Genomic DNA, 25,754 nt, shown 5'->3' with positions numbered 1-25,754 from the left:
TTGCATATCCCGGTGAAGCAACCCTCAGGAGCTTCACCCCGTGGCCGCAGCCGCTGACAAAACCAAGAAGACCGCCGAGAAGGACAAGGCCGCCAAGCCGCGCAGTCCGATCCTGATCACCGCACTGGTGGCCGTGCTCGCTGCCGCTGCCGCCGGTGGCGGCGTCTGGTTCTTCACCCAGTCCAAGCACGAAGAGAAGACCGCGCAGGCCCAGAAGAAGGCCAGTACTCCGGCACCGGCGCAGTACTTCGCGCTGGACCCGGCGTTCGTGGTCAATCTCAACGGCCCGGTCGACGGCCCGCGCTACCTGCAGCTGGAAGTGCAGCTGATGACCCGCGACCCAGCCGCACTGGAAGCGATCAAGACGCATGCGCCAGCCATTCGCGCACGCCTGCTGATGCTGTTCTCGCAGGTCAGCCCCGACCAGATCGCCGACATCGCCGGCAAGCAGAAGCTGCAGGCCGCTTCGCTGGCCGAAGTGCAGAAAGTGCTCAAGGCCGAGACCGGCAGCAACGGCGCCGACGATCTGCTGTTCACCAGCTTCGTGACCCAGTAAGGGCCCACCGATGAATGATCTGCTGTCCCAGGACGAGATCGATGCCCTGCTCCACGGCGTGGACAGTGGCGCGGTCGAGACCGATGCGGAACCGCCGTCAGGCGAAGCACGTTCATACGACTTCGCCAGCCAGGACCGCATCATCCGCGGTCGCATGCCGACCCTGGAAATGGTCCACGAGCGCTTCGCGCGCCTGTGGCGGATCGGCCTGTTCAACCTGATCCGCCGTTCGGCCGAACTGTCGGTGCGCGGCATCGAGCTGATCAAGTTCAACGACTACATGCACTCGCTGTATGTGCCGACCAACCTGAACCTGATCCGCTTCAAGCCGCTGCGCGGTACCGGCCTGATCGTGTTCGAACCGACCCTGGTGTTCGCCATCGTCGACAACTTCTTTGGCGGCGACGGGCGCTACCCGACCCGCATTGAAGGCCGCGAGTTCACCGCCACCGAAATGCGGGTGATCCACCTGCTGCTGAAGCAGACCTTCGCCGACCTGCGCGAGGCCTGGGCACCGGTGATGGATGTCGACTTCGAATACATCAACTCGGAGATCAACCCGCACTTCGCCAACATCGTGACGCCGCGCGAGTACGTGGTGGTGTGCCGGCTGCACGTCGAGCTCGACGGCGGTGGCGGCGACATCCATGTGACCCTGCCGTATTCGATGCTGGAACCGATCCGCGAGCTGCTCGACGCTGGCATCCAGAGCGACCGCAATGATCGCGACGAAAGCTGGGGCCAGACCCTGCGCGAACAGCTCAACATCGCCGAGGTGACCCTGTCCAGCGTACTGGCCAGCAAGCGCATGACCCTGCGTGACCTGACCCAGCTGAAGGTCGGCGACATCCTGCCGATCGAGCTAAGCCCGCAGGTGCCGCTGTGCGTGGAGAACATCCCGGTATTCACCGGCGAGTTCGGCATCGCCAACGGCATGAACGCCGTGAAGATCACCGCTACCCATCCGCCGGGCACCCGCCCGCGCGCACCCGTCATCCAGGAAGACCCGCAATGAACGATATCGACGCCCTCGAACCGACCCCGGCCCAGTTCGGCACCCTGCAGGCCGAAGAAGGGGCCGGCGCCGACCTCAACCTGGACGTGATCCTCGACGTGCCGGTGACCCTGTCGCTGGAAGTCGGTCGTGCCCGCCTGCCGATCCGCAACCTGCTGCAGCTCAACCAGGGCTCGGTGGTGGAACTGGAACGCGGCGCCGGCGAATCGCTGGATGTGTTCGTCAACGGCACCCTGATCGCCCACGGCGAGGTGGTGGTGATCAACGACCGCTTCGGCGTTCGCCTGACCGACGTGGTCAGCCCGAGCGAGCGGATCCGGAGACTGCGTTGAGCCTGCTGGCCTCCACACTGCTGGCGGTCGGCAAGACCGCCGCTCCGGTCGGCCCGCAGATCGGCCAGCACGCAGCCGCCGCACCGAGCCTGTTCGGCGCGGTGCTGGCGCTGCTGGCAGTGCTGGCGCTGGTCATCGGCCTCGGCTGGCTGCTCAAGCGCCTGCCCGGCAGCGGCTTCCGCCCGGCCGACGGCATGAAGGTGGTGGCCAGCCTGAGTGTCGGTGCCAAGGAGCGCGTGGTGGTGGTCGAGGTCAACGGCCAGCAGCTGCTGCTGGGCGTCACCGCTGGCGGCATCAACACCCTGCACACCCTGCCCGAACCGCTGCCGCCGCCCGCGCCGGTGCGCGTGCCGGACTTCAAGAACCTGCCGAATTTCGCCCAGCTGCTGCAGCAGCGGCTGCGCAAGGACCCCTGACATGCGTGTCACCCGTACTCGTCTTGCCACCCTGATGCCGTGGCTGCTGATGCTCGCCCTGTGCCTGTTGCCGGCACTGGCCTTCGCCGCCTCCGGTGCCCCGACCACGCCGCTGCCGGACATCAATGTCGGCAAGATCGGCGGTGCACCGGTCAGCCTGCCGCTGCAGACCCTGCTGCTGATGACCGCGATCACCCTGATCCCGTCGATGCTGCTGGTGCTGACCTCGTTCACCCGCATCATCATCGTGCTGGGCCTGCTGCGCCAGGCACTGGGCACCGGGCAGACGCCGTCCAACCAGGTGCTGCTGGGCCTGGCCCTGTTCCTCACCGCAATGATCATGCTGCCGACCTGGGACAAGGCCTGGAGCACCGGCATGGCGCCCTACCTCAACGGCGAGATCGACTTCCAGACCGCCTGGACGCTGACCACCACGCCGCTGCGCGGCTTCATGCTGGCGCAGATCCGCGAGACCGACCTGATGACCTTTGCCGGCATCGCCGGGCATGGCACCTACGCCAGCCCCGATGCGATCCCGTTCCCGGTTCTGGTCGCCTCGTTCGTCACCAGCGAGCTGAAGACCGCCTTCGAAATCGGCTTCCTGATCTTCATCCCGTTCGTGATCATCGACCTGGTGGTGGCCAGCGTGCTGATGTCGATGGGCATGATGATGCTGTCGCCGATGCTGGTGTCGGCACCGTTCAAGATCCTGCTGTTCGTGCTGGTGGATGGCTGGGTGCTGACCGTCGGTACCTTGGCGGCGAGCTTCAATCCGGCGTGATCGAGAGGCAGTCGAGCATGGCTCGACTCTACAGAAGCACAGTCGAGCGCGGCTCGACTCTACATGAGCAGATGGAACCCGAATGACTCCCGAACTTGCCCTGACCGAACTGCGTGGCGGCCTGATCACCGTGTTGTGGGTGGCCGGCCCGCTGCTGCTCACCGTGCTGGTGGTCGGTGTGGTGGTGGGCGTGGTGCAGGCCGCGACCCAGCTCAATGAGCCGACCATCGCCTTCGTTGCCAAGGCGGCGGCGCTGACCGCGGTGCTGTTCGCGCTGGGCAGCCTGCTGATCGGCCACCTGGTGGAGTTCACCACGCTGCTGTTCCAGCGCATTCCACACCTGATCGGCTAGGACACGCGCTTCGATGGACGCCGCCACCCAGATGGCTGCCGACGGCCTGCAGGCCTTCGGCATGATCGGCACCGTGCTGTGGACCATGCTGCGCATCGGCGCAGTGGCCATGGCCATGCCGATGGTCGGCACCCGTGCCGTACCCGCGCGGGTGCGCGTGGTGCTGGCTGGCGCCCTGGCCATCGCGCTGGCGCCGCTGCTGCCGCCGGTACCGGACTGGACCGGTTTCGATGCCGCCACGGTGCTGACCATCGCCCGTGAACTGGCCATCGGCGTATCCATCGGCTTCCTGCTGCGGCTGGTGTTCGAGGCCGGCGCGATGGCCGGCGAACTGATCGCCCAAGGCACCGGCCTGGCCTTCGCGCAGATGAGTGACCCACTGCGTGGCGGCACCTCCGGCGTGATCGGGCAGTGGTTCTATCTGCTGTTCGGCCTGCTGTTCTTCACCGCCAACGGGCACCTTGCGCTGATCTCGCTGGTGGTGGACAGCTACCGGGCGCTGCCGATCGGCGCCCCGCTGCCGGACCCGCACGCCTTCTTCAGCATCGCCCCAACCTTCCTGCTGACCGTACTGCGCGGCGCATTGACCCTGGCGATCCCGCTGACTGTGGCAATGCTGGCGGTGAACCTGGCGTTCGGCGTCCTGGCGCGTGCGGCCCCGGCGCTGAACCCGATCCAGCTCGGCCTGCCAGTGTCGCTGCTGCTGGGCCTGTTCCTGCTGGCGCTGCTGGCCGGGGAAATGGGTCCGCCGGTACAGCGCCTGTTCGATGCCGCCTTCCAGGCTGCGGACACGGTCACACACTGACCGGATCATCACGTTTTACTGCTTGCCCTTCCCCCGGGTCTGCGCGTTAGAGTGAATACGCGGCAACCGGGGGGATGCCGCACGTGGCCGGCGCCGTGCGTCGGCCTGCCTCATGCATGCCCCACCGTGGTTTCCGTCGACAGGCAGGTCCGGGAGACTGACGAATGCTGGTAGGCACGTACAACCCGTGGCTGGTGGCGATCTCGCTGCTGGTGGCCGTGATGGCTTCGTACACCGCGCTGGCGATGGCCGGGCGCACGGTCACTGCACCCGGCAAGGGCGCGGCGTGGTGGTGGCGCCTCGGTGGTGGCTTCGCCATGGGCCTGGGCATCTGGTCGATGCACTTCATCGGCATGCTCGCCTTCGATCTGCCCATTCCGCTCGGCTACGACCTGCCGATCACCCTGCTTTCCCTCGCATTGGCGATCGCCTCATCGGTGTTCGCGCTATGGCTGGTTTCGCTGCGTACCCTGCCCCACCCGCGGTTGGCCGGTGGCGCGCTGCTGATGGGCACCGGCATTGCCGGCATGCATTACGTTGGCATGGCTGCAATGCGCATGCAGCCGGGCATCGACTACGACCCGGGCTGGCTGCTTTTTTCGCTGATGGTGGCGGTGGCCGCCTCGTGGACGGCGCTGTACGTGGCGTTCCGCCTGCGCGCGCAGCGCACCCGTGTCGGCGACCGGCTCGCGGCTGCCGGCCTGCTCGGGCTGGCCATCGTCGGCATGCACTACACCGGCATGGCCGCCGCACGATTTCCGGAAGGCAGCATCTGCGGCGCAGCCGTCGGCGATGGGCTGCAGAGCGAATGGCTGGCCATGCTGGTGGTGGTGCTGACCGTCGCCATCCTGGCCGTGGTGCTGGTGGTCTCCTGGCTGGACCAGCGGGTGGAGGCGCAACTGCTGCGCCTGCGCAATTCCCTGTTGAGTACCTCGCTGACCGACGCACAGCAGGAACTGACCCAGGCCGCACTGCACGACCCGCTTACCCGCCTGCCCAACCGCCTGCTGCTACAGCGTCGCATCGTGCAGGCGCTGGCCGAGGCCGAACAGGGCGGCAGCCGCTTCGCGGTGATGTTCATGGACCTGGATGGCTTCAAGCAGGTCAACGATGCCTACGGCCACCAGGCCGGCGATGCACTGTTGGTTGCGGTGGCCGAACGCACGCGCCAGCTGCTTCGGCCCAACGACATGCTGGCGCGGCTGGGCGGTGACGAATTCGTGCTGGTGGTGCGCATCGAGCACGACGAGGACCTGCCGACCCTGGCCCGGCGCATCCTGCAGGCGGTCGGCAGCGGGCCGTTGCTGGCCGACAACGAACTGCAGGTGACCGCCAGCATCGGCGTGGCGATCTGTCCGGACCACGCTGCCAGCGAGCGGCAGCTGATGGCCTTTGCCGATGCAGCGATGTACCAGGCCAAGGAATCCGGACGCAACGCCTTCGTGCTGTTCGCCGACTGGATGAATGACAGCGCCGAACAACAGTTCCGGCTGCTGGCCGACCTGCGCCGGGCCATCGGCAGCGAGCAGCTGTTCCTGCACTACCAGCCGAAGATCCAGGTAGTCACGCAGAAGGTGGCCGGTGCCGAAGCGCTGATCCGCTGGCGCCATCCGGAGCATGGCCTGATCCCGCCGGACCGCTTCATCCGGCTGGCCGAACGCAGCGGTGCGATCAATGAGATCGGGCGCTGGGCGCTGGACCAGGCCTGCCAGCAGCTGCGCCGCTGGCACGATGCCGGCCACGAGGGCTGGTCGATGTCGGTGAACCTGTCGCCGGTGCAGTTCAGTTCGCCGCACCTGCTGCAGGATGTGCGTGAAGTGATCGAACGCTACGACATTGCCCCACGCCACCTGGTGCTGGAGATCACCGAAAGCACGGTCATGCGCGATACCGATACCAGCCTGCGCCTGCTGCAGGCGTTGTCGGCACTGGGCGTGGGCATCTCCATCGATGACTTCGGCACCGGCTATTCCAGCCTGCTGTACCTGAAGCGGTTGCCGGCCACCGAAATCAAGATCGACCACGCCTTCGTACGCGACCTGGAGCACAGCGCCGAGGACGTGGTGATCGTCTCGGCGATCGTGGCGCTGGGCCACGCGCTGGACATGGACATCGTGGCCGAAGGCGTGGAAACCGCCGCGCAGCGCGCCTACCTGGAGCGGCTGGGCTGCGATTACCTGCAGGGCTACCTGCTCGGCCGCCCGGTGGATGCGGCGCGCTTCATGCAGCTGCATGACCTGCCCCGGCCGCGGGTGGAACTGGCGCAGAGCCCGCCGACGCAGCACCCGCCGGGGTAAATCCAGGCTGCGCTCCCACCTGCACCTGCTCTGGTAGATGCCAACCTTGGTTGGCACATGAACCCATCACGGAACACTTCTTGCACGCACCCCGGCATCCCCTGCCGCAGTGCCCGTGATGTCCGAGAACGAATCCGCCGGCGAAAAGACCGAACAACCTACCGAAAAACGCCTGCGCGACGCCCGTGAACAGGGCAACCTGCCGCGCTCGCGCGAGCTCGGCACGGCCGCCGTGTTCGGCGCCGGCGTACTGGCGGTGATGGCCATGAGCGGCTCGATCGGCCGTGGTGCAAGCGCCTGGATGAAGCATGCACTCAGCCCGGAACAGAGCCTGCGGCAGAACCCGAAGGCGCTGTTCGGCCACTTCGGCGACCTGCTGCTGCAGTTCATGCTGGTGATCGCGCCGCTGGTGCTGGTCTGCCTGCTGGCCAGCTTCGTCGCCCCGCTGGTGATGGGCGGCCTGCGCTGGTCGCAGAAGGCGATGATGCCCGACTTCAACCGCATGAACCCGATGAGCGGGCTCAAGCGCCTGTATGGCCCGGAAGCCATCGCCGAGTTCACCAAGTCGTTGTTGCGCGTGGCTTTTGTCGGCGTTGCCGCCGGGCTGGTGGTGTGGACCGGCTTCGACACCCTGCGCGGGCTGATCCACCACCCGCTGGAGACCGCCATCACCGACGGCCTCGGCTTCACCCTGCGCCTGCTGCTGGCCACCGCCGGCGCGATGCTGGTGCTGGCTGCCATCGATGCGCCCTACCAGCGCTGGAACTGGATGCGCAAGCTGAAGATGACGCGTGAAGAGCTGCGCCGGGAAATGAAGGAAAGCGAGGGCAGCCCCGAGGTCAAGGGCCGCATCCGCCAGCTGCAGCAGCAGATGGCCAACCGCCGGATGATGGAGGCGGTGCCCACTGCCGACGTGGTGGTGGTCAACCCCACCCACTACGCGGTCGCCCTTAAGTACGAGGGCGGCGCCATGAACGCCCCCAAAGTGGTCGCCCTGGGTGTGGATGAGACCGCCCTGCGCATCCGTGAAGTGGCCGACGGCAACAAGGTGGCGATCGTCTCCGCCCCGCCTTTGGCACGCGCCTTGTATCGGGAAGGCCAACTCGGAAAGGAAATCCCCGTGAGACTGTATTCGGCCGTCGCCCAGGTCCTGTCCTACGTCTACCAGCTGCGCGCCTGGCGCACTGGCCCGATGCCGGACGCCCCGCACATCCAGGTGGATGAATTCGGCAAGGGAGGCCGCCCGTGAGCGCCCAGCCCTCCACCGGTTTCAACACCCGCCGCGCGCTGGAAATGATCCGCCAGGGCCTTGGCGCACCGCTGATCGTGCTGGCCCTGCTGGCCATGGTCGTGGTGCCGCTGGCCGCACCGGTGCTCGATGCCCTGTTCACCTTCAACATCGCCATCTCGCTGATGGTGCTGCTGGCGGTGGTCTACGTGAAGCGCCCGCTGGACTTCACGATCTTCCCGATCGTGCTGCTGATCACCACCATGCTGCGGCTGGCGCTGAACGTCGCCTCCACCCGCGTCATCCTGCTGAACGGCCAGAACGGCCATGACGCCGCGGGCAAGGTCATTGCCGCCTTCGGCGAGTTCGTGATCGGCGGCAACTACGCGGTCGGCATCGTGGTGTTCGCGATCCTGACCATCATCAATTTCGTGGTCATCACCAAGGGCGCCGGCCGCGTCTCGGAAGTGACCGCACGCTTCATCCTCGACGCGATGCCCGGCAAGCAGATGGCGATCGACGCCGACCTCAACGCCGGTTTGCTGACGCGCGAAGAAGCCAAGCTGCGCCGCGAGGAAGTCCGCGAGGAAGCCGACTTCTACGGCGCGATGGACGGTGCCAGCAAGTTCATCCGTGGTGATGCCATTGCCGGCATCCTGATCCTGTTCATCAACATGCTCGGCGGCCTGGCCGTAGGCGTGCTGCAGCATGGCATGCCGTTCGGCGATGCCGCTGCCACCTACACCCTGCTGTCGATTGGTGATGGCCTGGTGGCGCAGCTGCCGGCGCTGCTGGTCTCCAGCGCCGTGGCCATGCTGGTCACCCGCGCCTCGCGTTCGCAGGACATGGCCCAGGCCATGACCGGCCAGGTGTTCGGCCAGTACCGCGCGCTGGCGATCACCGCCGGCATCATCGGCGTGGTCGGCCTGGTGCCGGGCATGCCCAACGTCGCTTTCCTGACACTGTCCGCGATCCTCGGCTTCATCGCCTGGAAGGTCTACCGCAAGGGCAAGGCCGCGGCCACCGATCCGGCAGCCGCAGGCAATGACGCTGCCGCGCTCAACGCACTCGGCCGCCCGGCCGCGCCGGCTCCGACTGCCGAACTGAGCTGGGACGAACTGCGCCCGGTCGATCCGCTGGGCCTGGAGGTCGGCTACCGGCTGATTCCGCTGGTGGACAGCAGCCAGGGCGGCGAACTGATGGCACGCATCAAGGGCGTGCGGCGCAAGCTGACCCAGGACGTCGGCTTCCTGATCCCGTCGGTGCACATCCGCGACAACCTGGAACTGCCGGCCAACGGCTACCGCGTGCTGGTGCACGGCGTACCGGTGGCCACCGCCGAGATCCACCCCGACCGCGAACTGGCCCTGGACCCGGGCAGCGCGCTCGGCGCGCTGGAAGGCATCGCCGGCAAGGACCCCGCATTCGGCCTGGATGCCACCTGGATCCAACCGCACCAGCGTGCCCAGGCTGAAACGCTGGGCTATACCGTGGTCGATCCAGCCACCGTGGTGGCCACCCACCTCTCGCACCTCATCCGCGAACACGCGCCGGAACTGCTCGGCCACGAAGAAGTGCAGCACCTGCTGGCCAACCTGGCCAAGAGCGCACCCAAGCTCGTCGAAGATCTGACGCCGAAGGCACTGCCGTTGTCGGCGGTGGTACGCGTGCTGCAGAACCTGCTGATCGAGCGCATTCCGATCCGCCAGTTGCGCAAGATCGCTGAATCACTGGTCGAACACGCGCCCAACAGCCAGGACCCGGCCGTGCTGACTGCCGCCGTGCGCACCGCACTGGGTCGTTTCATCGTGCAGGAGATCGCCGGAATGTCGGCGGAGCTGCCGGTGTTCACGCTCAACCCACAATTGGAACGTGTCTTGCAGGAGTCCACGCAGGGCAACGGCGCCGCGCTGGAACCCGGACTCGCTGAGCGACTGCACCAGAGCCTGGCCGAATGTGTCAGCAAGCAGGAAGCCCGCAACGAGCCCGCGGTCGTGCTGGTACCTGGCCCGGTGCGTGCCGCGCTGGCCCGCCTGGTCCGCCACAGCGTTCCGTCGCTGTCGGTCCTGGCCTACAGCGAGGTGCCGGAGGACAAGCGCCTGAAGCTGGTCGGAACGATCAGCTGACGCCGCCCTCCGATGCGCCAGAAAACAGACACCACTTTCGAACCAACGCAACAGACAGATACCAAGGGGAACCCGCACCGTGCAGACCACCGACCACCCGAGTTCTCCGACCGCCACCCCGCCGTCTTCGTCCCGTGACCACAGCATGAAAATCAAACGATTCGTCGCCGCCGACATGCGCTCGGCCATGAACCTGGTGCGCAAGGAACATGGTCCTGACGCCGTGATCCTGTCCAACCGCCGGATCGAGGAAGGCATCGAGATCGTCGCCGCCGCCAACTACGACGAGAGCGCCGTGCAGCGTGCACTGGAAGCCTCGCGTCGTGACATCGCTCCGCCGCCGGCGCCGAAGCCGCGCACCGCCGCCGACGCGGTGATCGCCGCGGTCACCCGCCGCCGCAGCAATACCCCGGCACCGGAACCGGTCGCCGCAACCACCTCGGCCGTGGCTGCCCTCGCCCGCGCTGCGGTCGGCGCCACCGGCCGCACCCTGGACAGCGCCGACGAGATCGTGCCGACCCGCGGCAGCACCGGCTTCGCCGCCACCCTGGCACGCGCCGCCGTCAACGAACCGGCGCTGCCGGATCAGATCTTCGCTCCGTTCGCCGAAGCCATCGTCGCACCGGCGCCCAGCACCGCCGCACCAGCCAACCGCGCCCGCTTCCAGATCGACCCGCCGCACGAGACGCATCACGAAAGCGCGGCGTCGGCCGTGCAGCCGCCGCCGCTGCCGACCGCTGCCGTGACCGAAGCGCAACCCGGGATCGTCGCCAGCGAACCGGCACCGGTCGAAGCCAGCGACGAAACCGGCGCTGCCCCCGTGCTGGCCCCAGCCCCGGCACTGACCCTGGTGGCCCAGGACGACGCCGAGATCCGCCAGCTGCGCCAGGAAGTGGCCGGCATGCGCCATGTGATCGAGCGCGAGATGAACCGCTTCACCGACGAGCGCCTGCGCGGCTGCCCGGTGCGCGCCACCGCGCTGGACCTGATGGACGAGTATGGCTTCGATGCCGGCCTGGCCCGCGACGTGGCCATGCAGATCCCGCTGGAGACCGAAGCCCACCGTGGCCGTGGCCTGATGCTGGGGCTGATCTCGCGCAAGCTGCCGATCGCCCCGGTCGACCCGCTGGAAGAAGGCGGCGTGATCGCCCTGGTCGGCCCGACCGGCGCTGGCAAGACCACCACCATCGCCAAGCTGGCCTCGCGCTTCGCCGAGAAGCACGCGCCGCGTGACGTGGCCCTGGTCACCACCGACACCACCCGCATCGGTGCCCGCGAGCAGCTGTACGGCTACGGCCGCCAGCTCGGCATCGCGGTGCATGAGGCCAACAGCGGCACCGACCTGGACCAGCTGCTGGAACGCTTGAAGGACTACAAGCTGGTGCTGATCGACACCGCCGGCCTGGGCCCGCGCGACCGCGCACTGGCCGCCCAGCTGCAGTGGCTGCGTGCCGCGCGCCAGGTCCGCACCCTGCTGGTGCTGCCGGCCAACACCAGCTTCGGCGACATGGACGAGGTGGTCCGCCGCTTCGGCGCCGCCAACCTGCAGGGTCTGGTACTGAGCAAGCTGGACGAGACCGGCCGCTTCGGCAACGCCCTGTCGGTGGCCGTGGATCATGCCCTGCCGATCACCTGGGTGACCGATGGCCAGGACGTCCCGGAGGACCTGCACCGGGCCAGTGCAGCCAATCTTGTACTTCGCCTTGAAGATTTGCGCCGCGCGGCCGATATGCCCTGCAACCCGGAGTTGAACCATGCCGTCGCGTGAGTACGCCAAGCTGACCAAGACCTTCCCGCTGTCGGCCACCCGCAGCGAGCCGCTCGGCCCTGTGCGCACCATTGCGGTCACTGGCGGCAAGGGCGGCGTGGGCAAGACGAATGTGTCGGCCAACCTGGCCGTGGCGCTGGCTGGCATGGGCAAGCGCACGCTGCTGCTGGACGCCGACCTCGGCCTGGCCAACATCGACGTGATCCTGGGCCTGAACCCCACCTTTACGCTGGCCGACCTGGTCGCCGGCCGCTGCACGCTGGATGACGTCATCGTCGAAGGCCCGAACGGCGTGCTGGTGGTCCCGGCCGCATCCGGCCGCCGCCACATGGCCGAGCTGGCCCCGGCCGAGCACGTTGGCCTGGTCAACGTGTTCTCCGAACTGGAGCGCGAGCTGGACATCATGGTGGTGGACACTGCCGCGGGCATCACCGATGGCGTGCTGACCTTCTGCCAGGCCGCACAGGACACCGTGGTGGTGGTCTGTGACGAGCCGGCCTCGATCACCGACGCCTACGCACTGATCAAGGTGCTGTCGCGCGAGCGTGGCGTGGACCGCATCCAGGTGGTGGCCAACATGGTGCGCGACCCCAACGAGGGCCGCGTGCTGTACGAGAAGCTGACCCGCGTCTGCGAGAAGTTCCTTGCCGATGTCTCGCTGAACTACCTGGGCTGCGTGCCGCAGGACGATTGGCTGCGCCTGTCGGTGCAGCGCCAGCAGCCGGTGGTGAAGGCCTATCCGTCCAGCCCGGCGGCGCTGGCGATCACCGAGATCGCGCGCCGTACCGCGCGCTGGCAGGCGCCGACCGAACCGCGTGGCGGCGTCGAGTTCTTCCTCGAACGCATCCTCAAGCAGCGTGGGGTGACGGCATGAAAGGCGCAGCCCAGTACAGGGAAGTGCAGCGCTCGGCGGCGAACGAAGTCATCGCCCAGCATTCGGACCTGGTGCGGCGCATCGCCCACCACCTGGCCGCGCGCCTGCCGGCCAGCGTCGAGGTCGATGACCTGATCCAGGCCGGCATGATGGGACTGATCGAAGCCTCGCGCAGCTATGACGCCGACCAGGGTGCTTCTTTCGAGACCTACGCCTCGATCCGCATCCGTGGTTCGATGATCGACGAGATCCGCCGTGGTGACTGGGTCCCGCGCTCGGTGCACCGCCGTGCACGTGATGCCGCCGCCACCATCCGCCGCCTGGAACAGAGCAGTGGCCGTGCCGCCAGCGCCACTGAAGTGGCCGCCGCGATGGAGATGCCTCTGCCCGAGTACCTGCGGCTGATGGAAGACGCTGCACGTGGCCAGGTGCTGAGCCTGGAATCGCGCATCGAGGACCAGGGCGAGCTGGACACCGTCGCCCAGGGCGGGCCGACCCCGCAGCAGGTACTGGAGCGCGGTGAGTTCGGTCGCGAGCTGGGCAAGGCCATCGGCCACCTGCCCGAGCGCGAACAACTGGTGCTCTCGCTGTACTACGAGCAGGAACTGAACCTGAAGGAGATCGGCGCGGTGCTCGGCGTGAGCGAGTCGCGGGTCTGCCAGATCCACGGCCAGGCGGTACTGCGCCTGCGTGGCCGGCTGAAGCTGTTCGAGGCTGCCGACGCAGGCATCGAAGAATGAACATACCCGAGGCGGCTGCCCCCGGCCATCCGGAATGAACAACAAAGGAATTCTGCTTTGAACAAGAACATGCGCATCCTGATCGTCGACGACTTCTCGACCATGCGTCGAATCGTCAAGAACCTGCTGGGCGATCTGGGCTTCACCAATACCGCCGAAGCCGAGGACGGGCATGCCGCGCTGTCGCTGCTGCAGAGCCAGCCGTTCGATTTCGTGGTCACCGACTGGAACATGCCGGTGATGACCGGCATCGAGCTGCTCAAGGCGATCCGTGCCGATGCCAAGCTGAAGACCCTGCCGGTGCTGATGGTCACGGCAGAAGCCAAGCGCGAGCAGATCATCGAAGCCGCCCAGAGCGGTGTGAACGGCTACATCATCAAGCCGTTCACCGCGCAGACGCTGGAAGAGAAGCTCGGCAAGATCTTCGAACGCCTGGCGGCCAGCGCCTGATGGATACCACGGTCGACAAGAACGCCCTCGCCCTGCGCCTGCAGGAAGCCCTGGACGCACTCGAGTCCGGTGACGAGACCGCCTGGCGGCAGCGCATCGACGGGCTGGTCGCGCTGCGCACGCAGCCGATGATGAGCGGCCTCTCGCGGCTGGCCCGCGAGCTGGGACAGGCGCTGGGCGAACTGCCGACCGTGCCGAGCGAAGCCGGCGAACTGGACGACGCCTGCGCGCGACTGGACCACGTGGTGGCGATGACCGAACAGGCCACGCACCGCACCCTGGACCTGGCCGAGGAATGCCGCAGCCTGACCGAACAGCTGCGCGCTGAAGGCCTGCAGCCGGGCCAGGACGCGCAGCTCGAGCGCATCCGCCACAACCTGACCGAGATCGCCCTGACCCAGAGCTACCAGGACCTGACCGGGCAGATCATCCGTCGCGTGGTCGGCATCGTCCGCCGCGTGCACGAAGGCTTCGGCGCGCTCGGCCTGCCGCCGGAACAGCATCGCACCGACCCGGAACTGGCCGGGCCGGCACTGAAGGGACTGGACCGCCACGCGGTCTCGCAGAACGACGCCGACGACCTGTTGTCGGATCTGGGGCTGTAAGCATGAGCGCGGTATCCGACGACATCACTGCCGATTTCATCATCGAGGCGCAGGAGATCCTGGATCGCCTCGGCGAACAGCTGGTGTCGCTGGAGCAGGCACCGCAGGACAGCGACCAGCTCAACGCGGTGTTCCGCGGCTACCACACGCTCAAGGGCGGCGCCGGCTTCCTCGGCGTCACCGCCATGGTAGAGCTGTGCCATGCCGCTGAAGAGGCGCTGGGCGCCGCACGTGCCGGCCAGGCCGTGCTGCAGGCCCACCACTTCGACGCGGCCCAGCAATCGCTGGACTACCTGCAGTCGATGCTGGACGCGGTTTCCTCCGGCACCGAGCCGGGCTATGCGCCGCCGGACCTGATCGCACAGTTCGACGTGCACGGCGGTGCCGTGGCTGCACCCGCCGCCGCAACAGCACCCACCGCGGGTGGCAGCGACCTGATCACCGACGACGAATTCGAGGCTCTGCTCGACCAGCTGCATGGTGGCAACGCGCCGACCGCGGTCGCGCCAGCGAAGAAGGCCGACGACGGACTGATCAGCGAAGACGAGTTCGAAGCCCTGCTCGACCAGCTGCACGGTGGCGCCGCACCGGGCACCAAGCCTGCGGCCGTGGTGGCACCGGCACCGATCGCAGCGCCGCGCCCGGTCGCCGCACCGGCACCGGTGGCGAAGCCGGCCGCCAAGCCGCTGGCCGAGGCCGAACATACCGTGCGCGTGGACACCAAGCGCCTGGACGCGATCGTCAACCTGATCGGCGAACTGGTGCTGTCACGCAATCGGCTCAAGACCCTGCGTGCACGCCTGCGCGATGAAGAGCTGGACCGCGCCGTGTCCACGCTGGATATCGCCACCGCCCGCCTGCAGTCGGCAGTGATGCGCACCCGCATGCAGCCGGTGGGCAAGGTGTTCTCGCGCTTCCCCAAGGTTGCCCGCGACGTCGCCCGCTCGCTGAAGAAGGAAGTGGACCTGGAACTGATCGGCGCCGAGACCGAGCTCGACCGCAACCTGGTCGAAGCGCTGGCCGACCCGCTGGTGCACTTGGTCCGCAACGCCATCGACCATGGCGTGGAAATGCCCGACCTGCGCGAGGCACAGGGCAAGCCACGGATGGGGCATGTGCGCCTGTCCGCACAGCAGGAAGGCGACTACGTCAGCATCGAGGTGCAGGACGATGGCGCCGGCATCGACCCGGAAAAGCTGCGTGCCAAGGCGCGCGAGAAGGGCCTGATCGATCCGGAAGCCGCCGCGCGCCTGAGCAGCGAGGAGTGCCTGCACCTGGTGTTCCTGCCCGGCTTCTCGACCAAGCAGCAGGTCACCGACATCTCCGGTCGTGGCGTCGGCATGGACGTGGTGCAGTCACGCATCCGCGAACTGAGCGGCCAGATCCAGATCCAGTCGGAGCTGGGCCGTGGCAGCCGCTTCCTGATCCGCGTGCCGCTGACCCTGGCGATCCTGCCGACCCTGCTGGTGCAGGCCGGCGAGGACGTCTATGCGCTGCCGCTGGCCCGCGTGATGGAAGTGCTGCACGCGCCGCGCACCTCGCTGGGCTGGTTCGATGGCCGTGCCGTGCTCGACCGCCGCTCGCACACGCTGCCGCTGGTCGATCTGCGCCAGTGGCTGGATGTGACACCGGCCGCCTCGCCCCTGCTGACCATCGTGGTGCTGCAGGCTGGCGAAGCGCGCTTCGGGATGGTCGTGGACCAGGTACGCGGGCGTGAGGAAGTGGTCATCAAGCCGCTGCCGAAAGCGCTGCGCGGCCTGCGCGGTTATGCCGGTGCAACCTTGATCGGCGATGGTCGCATGGCGCTGATCCTGGACGTGGACGGGCTGCGATGAACCCCGCCGGGCCATGCCCGGCGCCCCGAAAACTGTGACTACCGTCTGTACGCGATCTACCGGTGTCTCAAGTCCCATTCATACACGCCGATACCGGAACCATGGATAGACTCAGCCTCATTGGACTCTTTCTCGCCCTGGCCTCGCTGGTCGGCGGCAGCATCCTCAAGGGCGCCGGCCTGGCGTCGTTGTGGTCGCCTGCGGCGTTCGTGATCGTCATCGTCGGCACCGTCGCCGCGATCCTGCTGCACACCTCGCCGGCGGTGTTCAAGCATGCCTTCAAGATCGTGCGCTGGGTCGTGCGCCCGCCGCACAGCGATCGCCGCGAACTGATCCAGCAGATCGTCGAGTGGAGCAACATCGCCCGCCGCCAGGGCCTGCTGGGCCTGGAATCGCAGGTGGAAGCACAGCAGGACCCGTTCCTGCGCAAGGGCCTGCAGCTGCTGGTGGACGGCGTCGAACCCGAATCGATGCGGCACATGCTGGAAATCGAACTGGGCAGCCAGGAACACCAGGACCAGGCCGGGGCCAAGGTCTTCGAAGCGATGGGCATCTATGCACCGACGCTGGGCATCATCGGTGCCGTGCTTGGCCTGATCGCGGTGATGAAGAACCTGGCCGACCCGAGCAAGCTCGGTCATGGCATCGCCGCAGCGTTCACCGCCACCATCTACGGCATCGCTTCGGCCAACCTGCTGTTCCTGCCGGTGGCCGCCAAGCTCAAGAGTGTGATCTCGCACAACACCCGCGACCGCGAAATGGTCATTGAAGGCCTGATCTCGATCGCCCAGGGCGAAAACCCGCGCAACATCGAAACCAACCTCTCCGGCTTCCTGCACTGACATGGCCCGCCGCAAGCACCACGAAGAGCACGCCAACCACGAAGCATGGGCGATCCCCTATGCCGACCTGATGACGCTGCTGCTCGCCTTCTTCGTGGTCATGTACGCGATTTCCTCGGTGAACGAAGGCAAGTACCGGATCATGGCCGACGCGCTGACCGATGCCTTCGGGGGCGCGCCGCGCACGATCAATCCGGTACAGGTCGGCAACAAGCAGGTGCAGGGTGGCGGCTGGGACAGCCCCTCGGTGATCAAGTCCGGCACCAAGATCGGGCCCTCGGCGCCTGCGCCGTCGCACGACCCGACCCTGCTGCCGTCGATGACCTCGCAGATGCGCATGCCTGTTTCGGTGCACAACCAGGAGCAGATCGCGCGCGCCGAGCGCCAGCTCAACAGCATCGCCGACCGCCTGACCGCCGCGCTCGCGCCGCTGATCGACCGCGGCATGATCAGCGTGCGCCGCACCGAGCTGTGGATCGAAGTCGAGATCAACAGCGACATCCTGTTCCCCACCGGCTCGGCGGCGCTGGACGTGCATGCGCGGCAGACCCTGGCCAGCCTGGCCGAGGTCCTGCGCGACGTGCCCAACAGCGTGCGCGTGGAAGGCCACACCGACAACGTACCGATCGCCACCGCCACCTTCCCGTCGAACTGGGAACTGTCGGCCGGGCGCGCGGCCAGCGTGGTGCACCTGTTCGCCGACCAGGGCGTGCAGCCGTCGCGGCTGGCGATGGTCGGCTACGGCCAGTTCCGCCCGCGCGAAGAGAACGACAGCGCACAGGGCCGCAACCGCAACCGCCGGGTGATGGTCATCATCCTGGCCGACACCTCGCACTCGGTGGACCCACTCGGCCAGCGCCTGAACGCAGCCACCGGCGCCACCCGGAACACCGATACCGAACAAGCCGCGGCAACTCCGGCTACCGCCCCCACCTCCCCCATCGCACCGGTGAAGTTGCCGCCGGTGCCGGCTGGCAGCCGCGTCGGCGCCGCCGTTCCCCCGGCAATGAAGGAGTAATCCGATGCGCATCTGGGCAGTCGCCAACCAGAAGGGCGGAGTCGGCAAGACCACCACCACCCTCGCCCTCGGCCGCGGACTGGCCGCACTTGGCCATCGCGTGCTGCTGATCGACCTCGATCCGCATGCCTCGCTCAGCCGCGCGTTCGGCGTACCGGTGGACCCGCCGCCGGCTGGCGTGCTGGAGCTGTTCGGCGCCCCGCCCGCCGATCTTTCCAGCCTGTGCCATGCCAGCAGCATCCATGGCCTGGACTATGTCTGCGCGCAGTCGGCGCTGGCCACGCTGGAGCGACGCAGCGCCAACCAGCCCGGCCTTGGCCTGGCACTGCAGAATGCGCTTGCGCGCCACCAGGGCCAGCACGACTACATCCTGCTGGACTGCGCCCCCACCCTCGGCCTGTTGATGATCAATGCGCTGGCCGCAGCCGACCGGCTGATCATCCCCACCCAGGCCGAACCGCTGGCGCTGCATGGACTGGACGGCATGGTCCGCACCGGCGAGATGGTCGAACGTTCGCGCCGCCGCCCGTTGCCGATCTCGATCCTGCCGACCCTGTTCGATCGGCGCACCCGCGCCGGCAACGAGTCGCTGCGCACCATGCAGGACCGTCATGGCGCGCGCGTATGGGAAGACGCGATTCCGATCGATACCCGCATCAGCAATGCCGCCGGCCTGACCCTGCCGAGCGTTGGTGAGGATTACCCGGGCCGCGGCCTGGCCGCCTATCGCCGCGCGCTGAACTGGATCCTCGGCGAGGATGCCCGTGCCCTGGAGCAGGCCGCATGAACAGCACCGGTGTACTGGACGACTACCTGGACGAACTGCTGGGCGAAGCGATCGCCGTGGCACCACCGGCTGCACCGCCGCCGGCGAGCGACGAAGCGTGCCCAGCAATTGCAGCCGACGCCGAACGCGAGCCGACCTGGGATGACCTGCCGGCCGAGGTGATCTACGAAACCGAGACCGTCGCCGCTGCGCCTGCCGTCGACAACGCCGCACTCGAAGCCGCCTTCGACGCGGCCGCAACGGCTGAGCGCGAACCCACCTGGGACGATCTGCCCGCCGAAGTGATCTACGAAACGGAGACTGTTGCTGCTGCCGCGGCAGAGGACGACGCAGCACTGGAGGCCGCCTTCGAGGCCGCCGCAATGCCTGTCGCCGCCCCCGAGCGCGAACCGACCTGGGATGACCTGCCTGACGAGGTGATCCACGAGACGGCCCCTGCTCCCGCCACCGCCAAGTCCGGCCCGGAACCTACATGGGACGACCTGCCGGACGAAGTGATCTACGAGACCGATCCGGCCGACAGCCATCGACTCGCCCACACCGACAGCCCCGGTCTGGAGGCCGCGTTCGAGGCCGCTGCCGGCGGCGAGGACGTTCCTGCGCCACCAGCGGCCGTGGTCGCAGCACCCGCTCCAGTTGCACGCACCGATGCCGCGCCGCCACCGCGCGTGGCCGTGGACGCGCCAGCAGGCAACCGCCCGAGCAGCTGGCAGGAGCTGCAGGCACAGGCACATCGGCCCGCCAGCAGCCCGCATCCGCAGAACCGACGCGCCGGCGAGCGTACCTCGCGCTGGCTGCGCCTGCGCTGCGGCACCCAGGCCTATGCACTGGAACTGCTGAAGGTGCAGGAAGTGGTGCTGCCGGTGCCGCTGCTGCCCTTGCGCGGCACTGCGCCGGCCATGCTGGGCATCATGAACCTGCGTGGCCAGGTGGTACCGGTGATGGACCTCGGCCTGCACCTGGGCGCCGCGGCCGCCGAAGACGACTCACAGACCCGCATCGTGGTGCTGGAGGAAGACGGCGAGACCATCGGCCTGCGCGTGTCGGCAGTGGAAGATGTCGCCAACCTCACCGATTCGCAGATCGAACCGCCCGATACCGCGCGCATCTGCCAGATCTCCAACGACCTGTTCCGTGGCGTTGCCCGGGTCAGCCAGCGCCCGATGATCCTGCTGGATGCCACCCGGCTGTTGAGTTGAACGAAAAAAGGGGACGGAGGGGATTAAGTCGCAATCGACCAGGCTCTCCCGCAGCCACCCTCGGCAACGGCGACCACGCAGTGGGGACGTAAGGTGTTGATCCAACGGATCAACGCCTTGCGTCCCCGACAGGCACCGCATCGGCGCAAAGCGCCGAGCCAGTTGCGACTTAATCCCCTCCGTCCCCTTTTCAACAGCGACCGCATCGACGCACCGCGTCGATTCCCCTAAAGAACCCCGCCGGGGTGCCGTTATGGATCACGGAACCGTTTGTCCGGAGCAACGATGAGCACTGTCGAACTGGGTGGGGATCTCGGCATCGAGAGCACCACCGAGCTCAAGAACCGCCTCGCCCCGCTGGTGGCGCAGGCAGGCGAGCTGACCCTGGATGCCAGCCAGGTCGCCCGCATCCACACGGCCGCCGTGCAGGTGCTGTGTGCGTTCGTGCAGGCCCGCCGCGAGGCAGGCCTCGGCACCGGCTTCCACGGTTGCACCGCAACCTTCCGTGACGCCGCGCGCCTGCTGGGCGTCACCCAGGCCCTGGGCCTGGACGTAACCCATGACAACCTGAAATCTGTGGAGAACGCTGCATGAGCGCACGTATCTTGGTGGTGGACGATTCGGCGTCAATGCGCCAGATGGTGTCCTTCGCCCTCACCTCGGCCGGTTTTGCCGTCGAAGAAGCTGAAGACGGCGCGGTCGCGCTCGGTCGCGCCAAGGGCCAGCGCTTCAATGCGGTGGTCACCGACGTCAACATGCCGAACATGGACGGCATCGCGCTGATCCGCGAACTGCGCCAGCTGCCGGACTACAAGTTCACGCCGCTGCTGATGCTGACCACCGAATCGGCCGCCGACAAGAAGTCCGAAGGCAAGGCCGCCGGCGCCACCGGCTGGCTGGTCAAGCCGTTCAATCCGGAACAGCTGGTCGCCACCGTGCAGAAAGTGCTGGGCTGATCGCCCGTCACCGCTCCCCTTCTTCGCTTCCGGACCACCACTGCCATGAGCATGGACCTGCAACGCTTCCACGCCACCTTCTTCGAGGAGAGCCGCGAAGGCCTCGACGCGATGGAGGCTGGCCTGCTGGCCCTGGAATCGGGGCAGCAGGACGCGGAGATCATCAATTCGGTGTTCCGCGCCGCCCACTCGATCAAGGGCGGCGCCGGCACCTTCGGCTTCGACGCGATCGCCGGCCTGACCCATGTGCTGGAGACGCTGCTCGATGAGCTGCGCGCCGGCAAGCGTGCACTGGAAGGCCACGCCGTCGACGCCATGCTGTCCTCGGTGGACGTGCTGCGCGCACTGCTGCGCGAAGCCGAACACGGCCAGGCTGCCGATCCCGCCGCTGTCGCTGCGGTGAAGGCGCGCCTGGAGGCGGTTCTTTCCGGCGAGGCCGCAGCGAGCGCCCCCGCGGCCGCCGCAGCCAAGGTGGACGATACGCCGGAAGCCTGGCAGATCGGCTTCACCCCGGCGCCATCGCTGTTCATGAGCGGCAACGACCCGCTGCGCATCATCCGCGAACTTGAGCACCTGGGTTCGCTGCAGGTCGCCGCGCGCATGGAACGCCTGCCCGGCTTCGCCCAGCTCGACCCGCTCGAGGCCCACCTGGCGTGGGACCTGGGTCTGGTCGGCAAGGTGCCGCGCAGCAAGATCGAAGACACCTTCGCCTGGGTGCTGGACGACTGCGAACTGGACATCCGTCCGGCTGCGCCGCCGAGCCTGGCCACCGAGGCACCTGCCACACCCGCCCCTTCCACACCGGCTGCCGTTGTACCGGCGGCACCCGCCGCCGCTGCCAGCAGCGCTGGCGGCCAGGAAGCCGAAACCTCGATCCGGGTTAGCGTCGACAAGGTCGATGCGCTGATCAACCTGGTCGGCGAACTGGTCATCACGCAGGCCATGCTCAAGCAGGTCTCGCACGCGCTGGACCCGGTCCACGCCGAGAGCCTGTTCGCCGGCCTGGACCAGCTTGAACGCAACACCCGCGACCTGCAGGAAGCGGTGATCGGCGTGCGCATGCTGCCGGTCGATGCGGTGTTCCGCCGCTTCCCGCGCCTGGTCCGCGACCTGTCCAGCCGCCTCGGCAAGCAGGTACGCCTGCGCACCGTCGGCGAAGGCACCGAACTGGACAAGGGCTTGATCGAAAAGATCGCCGATCCGCTGGTGCACCTGGTGCGCAACTCGATCGACCACGGCCTGGAAATGCCGGACGTGCGTCGCGGTGCGGGCAAGGACGAGACCGGCACGATCACCCTGGCAGCCTCGCATCAGGGCGGCCATATCGTCATCGAAGTCAGCGACGACGGCCGCGGCCTGGACCGTGCCAAGATCCTGGCCAAGGCCACCGAACGCGGTCTGGCGGTGCCGGACAACCCGACCGATTCGCAGGTCTGGGACCTGATTTTCCAGCCGGGTTTCTCCACCGCCGATGCAGTCACCGACCTGTCCGGCCGTGGCGTCGGCATGGACGTGGTCCGCCGCAACATCCAGGCGCTGGGGGGCGAGGTCCAGATCGAAAGCAGCCTCGGCGCTGGCACCCGCACGCTGATCCGCCTGCCTCTGACCCTGGCCATCCTCGACGGCATGACCGTGGCGGTGGCCGGTGAAACCCTGATCCTGCCGCTGGCTTATGTGCTTGAGGCCCTGCAGCCGCAGGCCGAGGACATCCGCAGCATGGCCGGCGAAGGCCGCGTGCTGCGCGTGCGTGGCGAGTATCTGCCGATCCTGTCGCTGAGCGAGTACTACGGCTACGGCAACCGCGCACCGGGCAGCGAATCGCTGGTGGTGGTGGTTGAAGGTGATGGCCAGAAGATTGCGCTGGAAGTGGACGAGCTGGTCGGCCAGCAGCAGGTGGTGGTGAAGAACATCGAGAACAACTACCGCCGCATCGGCGGGGTATCCGGTGCCACCATCCTTGGCGATGGCCGCGTGGCCCTGATCGTCGACATCGGCGGTCTGGTGCGCTCGCTGCGGATGCCGCAGGCCGCCTGATCCACGTTGCATGCGTGCACTGAGCCGCCGCCCTTCGGGGCGGCGGTTTTCGTTTGCGCGCACGGCCACGATCTGACCGCGCTCGCTTCGCCAGGCATACCGTGAACTCCGTCTGCACGAAGGTTTCGGGCGCAACCTTGCCGTTCAAGCGAAAGCCCTGTCATGGCGCCACTTTCGCGCCGCCGTCCCTACGCAACCGAATGTGATCTGCGTCCATAAAGTCCATCCGAACTGCGCCGCTATTTCGCTTTGACGGCCGTCACCGAACCCCCACCGGGCACCACCGTTCGCTCTGCAACCACCCCCAGCCGACGCAACGACGCCGGCGCCCTGCCCACCTGGAGCACCCTGCATGAAGTGGTTCCACGATCTGCCCATCGCCCGCAAGCTGGCCGTGGGGTTCACCCTCACCACCCTGATGACCGTCGTACTGGGCGCTTTCGCTCTGGTCCGCCTGTCCGAGGCCAACGCGCAGTTGAGCGCGATGGCCTCCAACGATATTCCGTCCGTGCAGTACCTCGGCGAAGTGCGCTCGCAGCTAGGTGAGTTCCGCACCTATGAGCTGGCCCAGCTGAGCATGCTGGACCAGCCCGAGAAGGTGGCCGACTACAACAAGCGCATGGACGACACCGCCGCCGTCGTGCGCGAACAGCTGGCCGCGTACGCCAAGCTGCCGGCCGGCGCCAAGGAGCGCGAGCTCTACCGCGCCGTGCAGGCCGACGTCGATGGCTACTTCGCAGCCAATGCCAAGCTGCGCGAAGCGGCCACCGCCGGCGATGGCGTCGTCGCACGGCAGATCTCCGACGACCAGTCGCGCCCGCTGCGCCGCAAAGCCTTTGAAGACCTCAAGGCACTGGGCGCGTACAGCAGCTCGCTGATGCAGGACAAGATCAACAACGCCAACGCCACCCACCGCAACAGCATGCTGGCGATCATTGCCGCCGTAGTATTGCTGGTTGTGGTCGCCGCAACCCTGGCAACGGTCATCTCGCGCGCCGTCACCGGCCCGCTCGGCAAGGCCGTGCATGCCATCCAGGCCGTTGCCCGTGGCGATCTCAGCGTCAGCACCCAGGCCACCAGCAAGGACGAAGCCGGCAAGATGCTGGCCGCCACCACCGAAATGACCGCGATGCTGCGCCGCTTCTCCGAGCAGACCCAGTTGATGGCGCAGATGCACGCCGGTCCGGACATCAGCCATCGCATTCCGGAAGACTTCCCGGGCGTCTACGGGCAGCTGGCCAGCGGCATCAACACGGTCATCTTCGAACATCTCGACGCGATCCGCGATGCCATCGACGTGCTCAACCAGTACGCCACCGGCAACCTCACCCCGGACGCACGCCGCCTGCCCGGCAGCCGCGCGATCCTGCACGAGTCGATGGATGCGGCCAAGGCCAGCCTGCTGGCCATCAACACGCAGATCCAGCAGCTGGCCTCGGCGGCTGCCGCCGGCGACTTCAGCCAGCGCGGTGATGCGCAGCGTTTCGATCACGACTTCCGCGTGATGATCGAGCAGCTCAACAGCATGATGCAGGTGGCCGACGGCAACCTCGGCCAGCTCTCGCAGCTGCTGCAGTCGATCGCCGCCGGCGACCTGACCGCGCGCATGGACGGCCAGTTCAACGGCGTGTTCGCACGCATGCGGGACGACGCCAACACCACCGTCACCCAGCTGACCCAGATCGTCGGCCAGATCCAGGCCAGCGCGTCCAGCATCACCCTCGCCGCTGGCGAGATCGCGTCGGGCAACAGCGATCTGTCGCGCCGCACCGAGCAGCAGGCCGCCAATCTGGAAGAAACCGCCGCGTCGATGGAGGAACTGACCTCCACCGTGCGCCAGAACGCCGAGCACGCCCGCCAGGCCAACCAGCTCGCCATCGGCGCACATGGCGTCGCCTCGCAGGGCGGTCAAGTGGTCGGCCAGGTGGTCACGACCATGTCGGCCATCGAAGCCTCGTCGAAGAAGATCGCCGAGATCATCTCGGTCATCGACGGAATCGCCTTCCAGACCAACATCCTGGCGTTGAATGCTGCAGTGGAAGCTGCCCGCGCAGGTGAACAGGGCCGTGGCTTCGCCGTGGTCGCTAGCGAAGTGCGCACCCTCGCCCAGCGCTCGGCCGCTGCCGCCAAGGAGATCAAGGGCCTGATTGATGATTCGGTCGGCAAGGTCGCCGAAGGCTCCAGCCTGGTGCACCAGGCCGGCAGCACCATGGGCGAGATCGTTGCCTCGGTGCAGCGCGTAACCGACATCATGGCCGAGATCTCCGCAGCGTCGCAGGAACAGAGTGCCGGCATCGAGCAGGTCAACCAGACCGTGGTGCAGATGGACGAGACCACCCAGCAGAATGCTGCGCTGGTGGAAGAAGCCACCGCTGCCGCACGTGCAATGGAAGACCAGGCCGTGCAGCTCGGTGAAGCCGTGGCCCGCTTCCGGCTGGCATCACAGGGCACGACGGCCATCCCGGCACGCCCGCTGGCGGCACCGGTACCGCGCCAGGTCGCAGCCGCCGCACCGGCCGCAAAGCCGGTCCCGGCGCGTACGCTGCGCACGGCGACGGCCCAGCCGGCGCTGGCCGCAGACGGCGACTGGCAGGAGTTCTGATGTACCCGGGGTCGGATCCCTTTCCTTCGGGAAAGGGATCCGACCCCTGACGCATGGAAAGTGATGCAATTCTCACTTCATAATCGGGCACAGTGGCCGATATCCCCATCGAGCCTCGCGCCAACGCGTGCTGGCG

Annotated in this window: 24 protein-coding genes; all 24 read left to right on the top strand. The window is 67.5% G+C overall.

The window, feature by feature from the left end:
- Positions 1-40 precede the first annotated feature (40 nt).
- On the top strand, positions 41-556 hold the full coding sequence (locus ACSYS9_RS10755; RefSeq protein ID WP_071229205.1) for a flagellar basal body-associated FliL family protein: 516 nt from the start codon (positions 41-43) through the stop codon (positions 554-556).
- A 10-nt stretch (positions 557-566) separates the two neighbouring features.
- The gene (gene fliM / locus ACSYS9_RS10750) at positions 567-1,571 is read left to right on the top strand and encodes a flagellar motor switch protein FliM (RefSeq protein WP_032129211.1); all 1,005 of its coding nucleotides are present in this window, start codon (positions 567-569) and stop codon (positions 1,569-1,571) included.
- The gene (fliN, locus tag ACSYS9_RS10745) at positions 1,568-1,903 is read left to right on the top strand and encodes a flagellar motor switch protein FliN (protein ID WP_012510967.1); all 336 of its coding nucleotides are present in this window, start codon (positions 1,568-1,570) and stop codon (positions 1,901-1,903) included. Before fliM ends, fliN begins: the two co-directional genes overlap by 4 nt.
- Positions 1,900-2,319, top strand: a complete 420-nt coding sequence (gene fliO, locus ACSYS9_RS10740) for a flagellar biosynthetic protein FliO (protein ID WP_032129212.1) — start codon at positions 1,900-1,902, stop codon at positions 2,317-2,319. Before fliN ends, fliO begins: the two co-directional genes overlap by 4 nt.
- Before the next feature lies 1 nt (position 2,320).
- Complete coding sequence (fliP, locus tag ACSYS9_RS10735) at positions 2,321-3,100, top strand: flagellar type III secretion system pore protein FliP (protein ID WP_071229206.1); 780 nt, start codon at positions 2,321-2,323, stop codon at positions 3,098-3,100.
- An 82-nt stretch (positions 3,101-3,182) separates the two neighbouring features.
- Positions 3,183-3,452: a flagellar biosynthetic protein FliQ gene (locus ACSYS9_RS10730; RefSeq protein WP_012510965.1), complete on the top strand. Its 270-nt coding sequence runs from the start codon at positions 3,183-3,185 to the stop codon at positions 3,450-3,452.
- A gap of 13 nt (positions 3,453-3,465) precedes the next feature.
- Positions 3,466-4,257, top strand: a complete 792-nt coding sequence (gene fliR, locus ACSYS9_RS10725; RefSeq protein ID WP_071229207.1) for a flagellar biosynthetic protein FliR — start codon at positions 3,466-3,468, stop codon at positions 4,255-4,257.
- 164 nt (positions 4,258-4,421) lie between these two features.
- Positions 4,422-6,554, top strand: a complete 2,133-nt coding sequence (locus ACSYS9_RS10720) for a putative bifunctional diguanylate cyclase/phosphodiesterase (RefSeq protein WP_071229208.1) — start codon at positions 4,422-4,424, stop codon at positions 6,552-6,554.
- Between the two features lie 118 nt (positions 6,555-6,672).
- Entirely contained in the window at positions 6,673-7,803 is a 1,131-nt protein-coding gene (gene flhB / locus ACSYS9_RS10715; protein WP_049461531.1) for a flagellar biosynthesis protein FlhB, read from the top strand.
- 44 nt (positions 7,804-7,847) lie between these two features.
- Complete coding sequence (gene flhA, locus ACSYS9_RS10710) at positions 7,848-9,908, top strand: flagellar biosynthesis protein FlhA (RefSeq protein ID WP_177179529.1); 2,061 nt, start codon at positions 7,848-7,850, stop codon at positions 9,906-9,908.
- Between the two features lie 145 nt (positions 9,909-10,053).
- Positions 10,054-11,676: a flagellar biosynthesis protein FlhF gene (gene flhF, locus ACSYS9_RS10705; RefSeq protein ID WP_049461532.1), complete on the top strand. Its 1,623-nt coding sequence runs from the start codon at positions 10,054-10,056 to the stop codon at positions 11,674-11,676.
- Complete coding sequence (locus ACSYS9_RS10700; protein ID WP_049401182.1) at positions 11,663-12,550, top strand: MinD/ParA family ATP-binding protein; 888 nt, start codon at positions 11,663-11,665, stop codon at positions 12,548-12,550. Before flhF ends, ACSYS9_RS10700 begins: the two co-directional genes overlap by 14 nt.
- Positions 12,547-13,290 (top strand): RNA polymerase sigma factor FliA, encoded by a 744-nt coding sequence (locus ACSYS9_RS10695; RefSeq protein WP_071229210.1) that lies wholly within the window; start codon positions 12,547-12,549, stop codon positions 13,288-13,290. The genes ACSYS9_RS10700 and ACSYS9_RS10695 overlap by 4 nt, the downstream gene beginning before the upstream one ends.
- 57 nt (positions 13,291-13,347) lie before the next feature.
- On the top strand, positions 13,348-13,740 hold the full coding sequence (cheY, locus tag ACSYS9_RS10690; RefSeq protein ID WP_006365466.1) for a chemotaxis response regulator CheY: 393 nt from the start codon (positions 13,348-13,350) through the stop codon (positions 13,738-13,740).
- Positions 13,740-14,345 carry a protein phosphatase CheZ gene (locus tag ACSYS9_RS10685; protein WP_032129220.1) on the top strand — a complete coding sequence of 202 codons (606 nt, stop codon included), beginning with the start codon at positions 13,740-13,742 and terminating at the stop codon, positions 14,343-14,345. The genes cheY and ACSYS9_RS10685 overlap by 1 nt, the downstream gene beginning before the upstream one ends.
- A gap of 2 nt (positions 14,346-14,347) precedes the next feature.
- The gene (locus tag ACSYS9_RS10680; protein WP_071229211.1) at positions 14,348-16,180 is read left to right on the top strand and encodes a chemotaxis protein CheA; all 1,833 of its coding nucleotides are present in this window, start codon (positions 14,348-14,350) and stop codon (positions 16,178-16,180) included.
- 101 nt (positions 16,181-16,281) lie between these two features.
- Positions 16,282-17,022, top strand: a complete 741-nt coding sequence (locus ACSYS9_RS10675) for a flagellar motor protein (protein ID WP_010482457.1) — start codon at positions 16,282-16,284, stop codon at positions 17,020-17,022.
- Position 17,023: 1 nt separating this feature from the next.
- Positions 17,024-18,040 carry a flagellar motor protein MotD gene (gene motD / locus ACSYS9_RS10670; RefSeq protein ID WP_071229212.1) on the top strand — a complete coding sequence of 339 codons (1,017 nt, stop codon included), beginning with the start codon at positions 17,024-17,026 and terminating at the stop codon, positions 18,038-18,040.
- A gap of 4 nt (positions 18,041-18,044) precedes the next feature.
- Positions 18,045-18,827, top strand: a complete 783-nt coding sequence (locus ACSYS9_RS10665) for a ParA family protein (protein WP_071229213.1) — start codon at positions 18,045-18,047, stop codon at positions 18,825-18,827.
- Positions 18,824-20,026: a chemotaxis protein CheW gene (locus tag ACSYS9_RS10660; RefSeq protein ID WP_071229214.1), complete on the top strand. Its 1,203-nt coding sequence runs from the start codon at positions 18,824-18,826 to the stop codon at positions 20,024-20,026. Before ACSYS9_RS10665 ends, ACSYS9_RS10660 begins: the two co-directional genes overlap by 4 nt.
- A gap of 285 nt (positions 20,027-20,311) precedes the next feature.
- Entirely contained in the window at positions 20,312-20,620 is a 309-nt protein-coding gene (locus ACSYS9_RS10655; protein WP_014037092.1) for an STAS domain-containing protein, read from the top strand.
- A complete protein-coding gene (locus ACSYS9_RS10650; RefSeq protein WP_005409521.1) occupies positions 20,617-20,982 on the top strand; it encodes a response regulator in 366 nt (121 codons plus the stop codon). Before ACSYS9_RS10655 ends, ACSYS9_RS10650 begins: the two co-directional genes overlap by 4 nt.
- 45 nt (positions 20,983-21,027) lie before the next feature.
- A complete protein-coding gene (locus tag ACSYS9_RS10645; protein WP_032129224.1) occupies positions 21,028-23,016 on the top strand; it encodes a chemotaxis protein CheA in 1,989 nt (662 codons plus the stop codon).
- A 352-nt stretch (positions 23,017-23,368) separates the two neighbouring features.
- On the top strand, positions 23,369-25,618 hold the full coding sequence (locus ACSYS9_RS10640; RefSeq protein ID WP_071229215.1) for a methyl-accepting chemotaxis protein: 2,250 nt from the start codon (positions 23,369-23,371) through the stop codon (positions 25,616-25,618).
- The last annotated feature ends 136 nt before the right edge of the window (positions 25,619-25,754 follow it).

Source organism: Stenotrophomonas sp. STK17_22 (assembly GCF_051983905.1).
Lineage (GTDB): Bacteria > Pseudomonadota > Gammaproteobacteria > Xanthomonadales > Xanthomonadaceae > Stenotrophomonas > Stenotrophomonas maltophilia_A.
The sequence above is the reverse complement of the archived record's forward strand: the minus strand, read 5'-3'. Positions and strand labels throughout refer to the sequence as shown.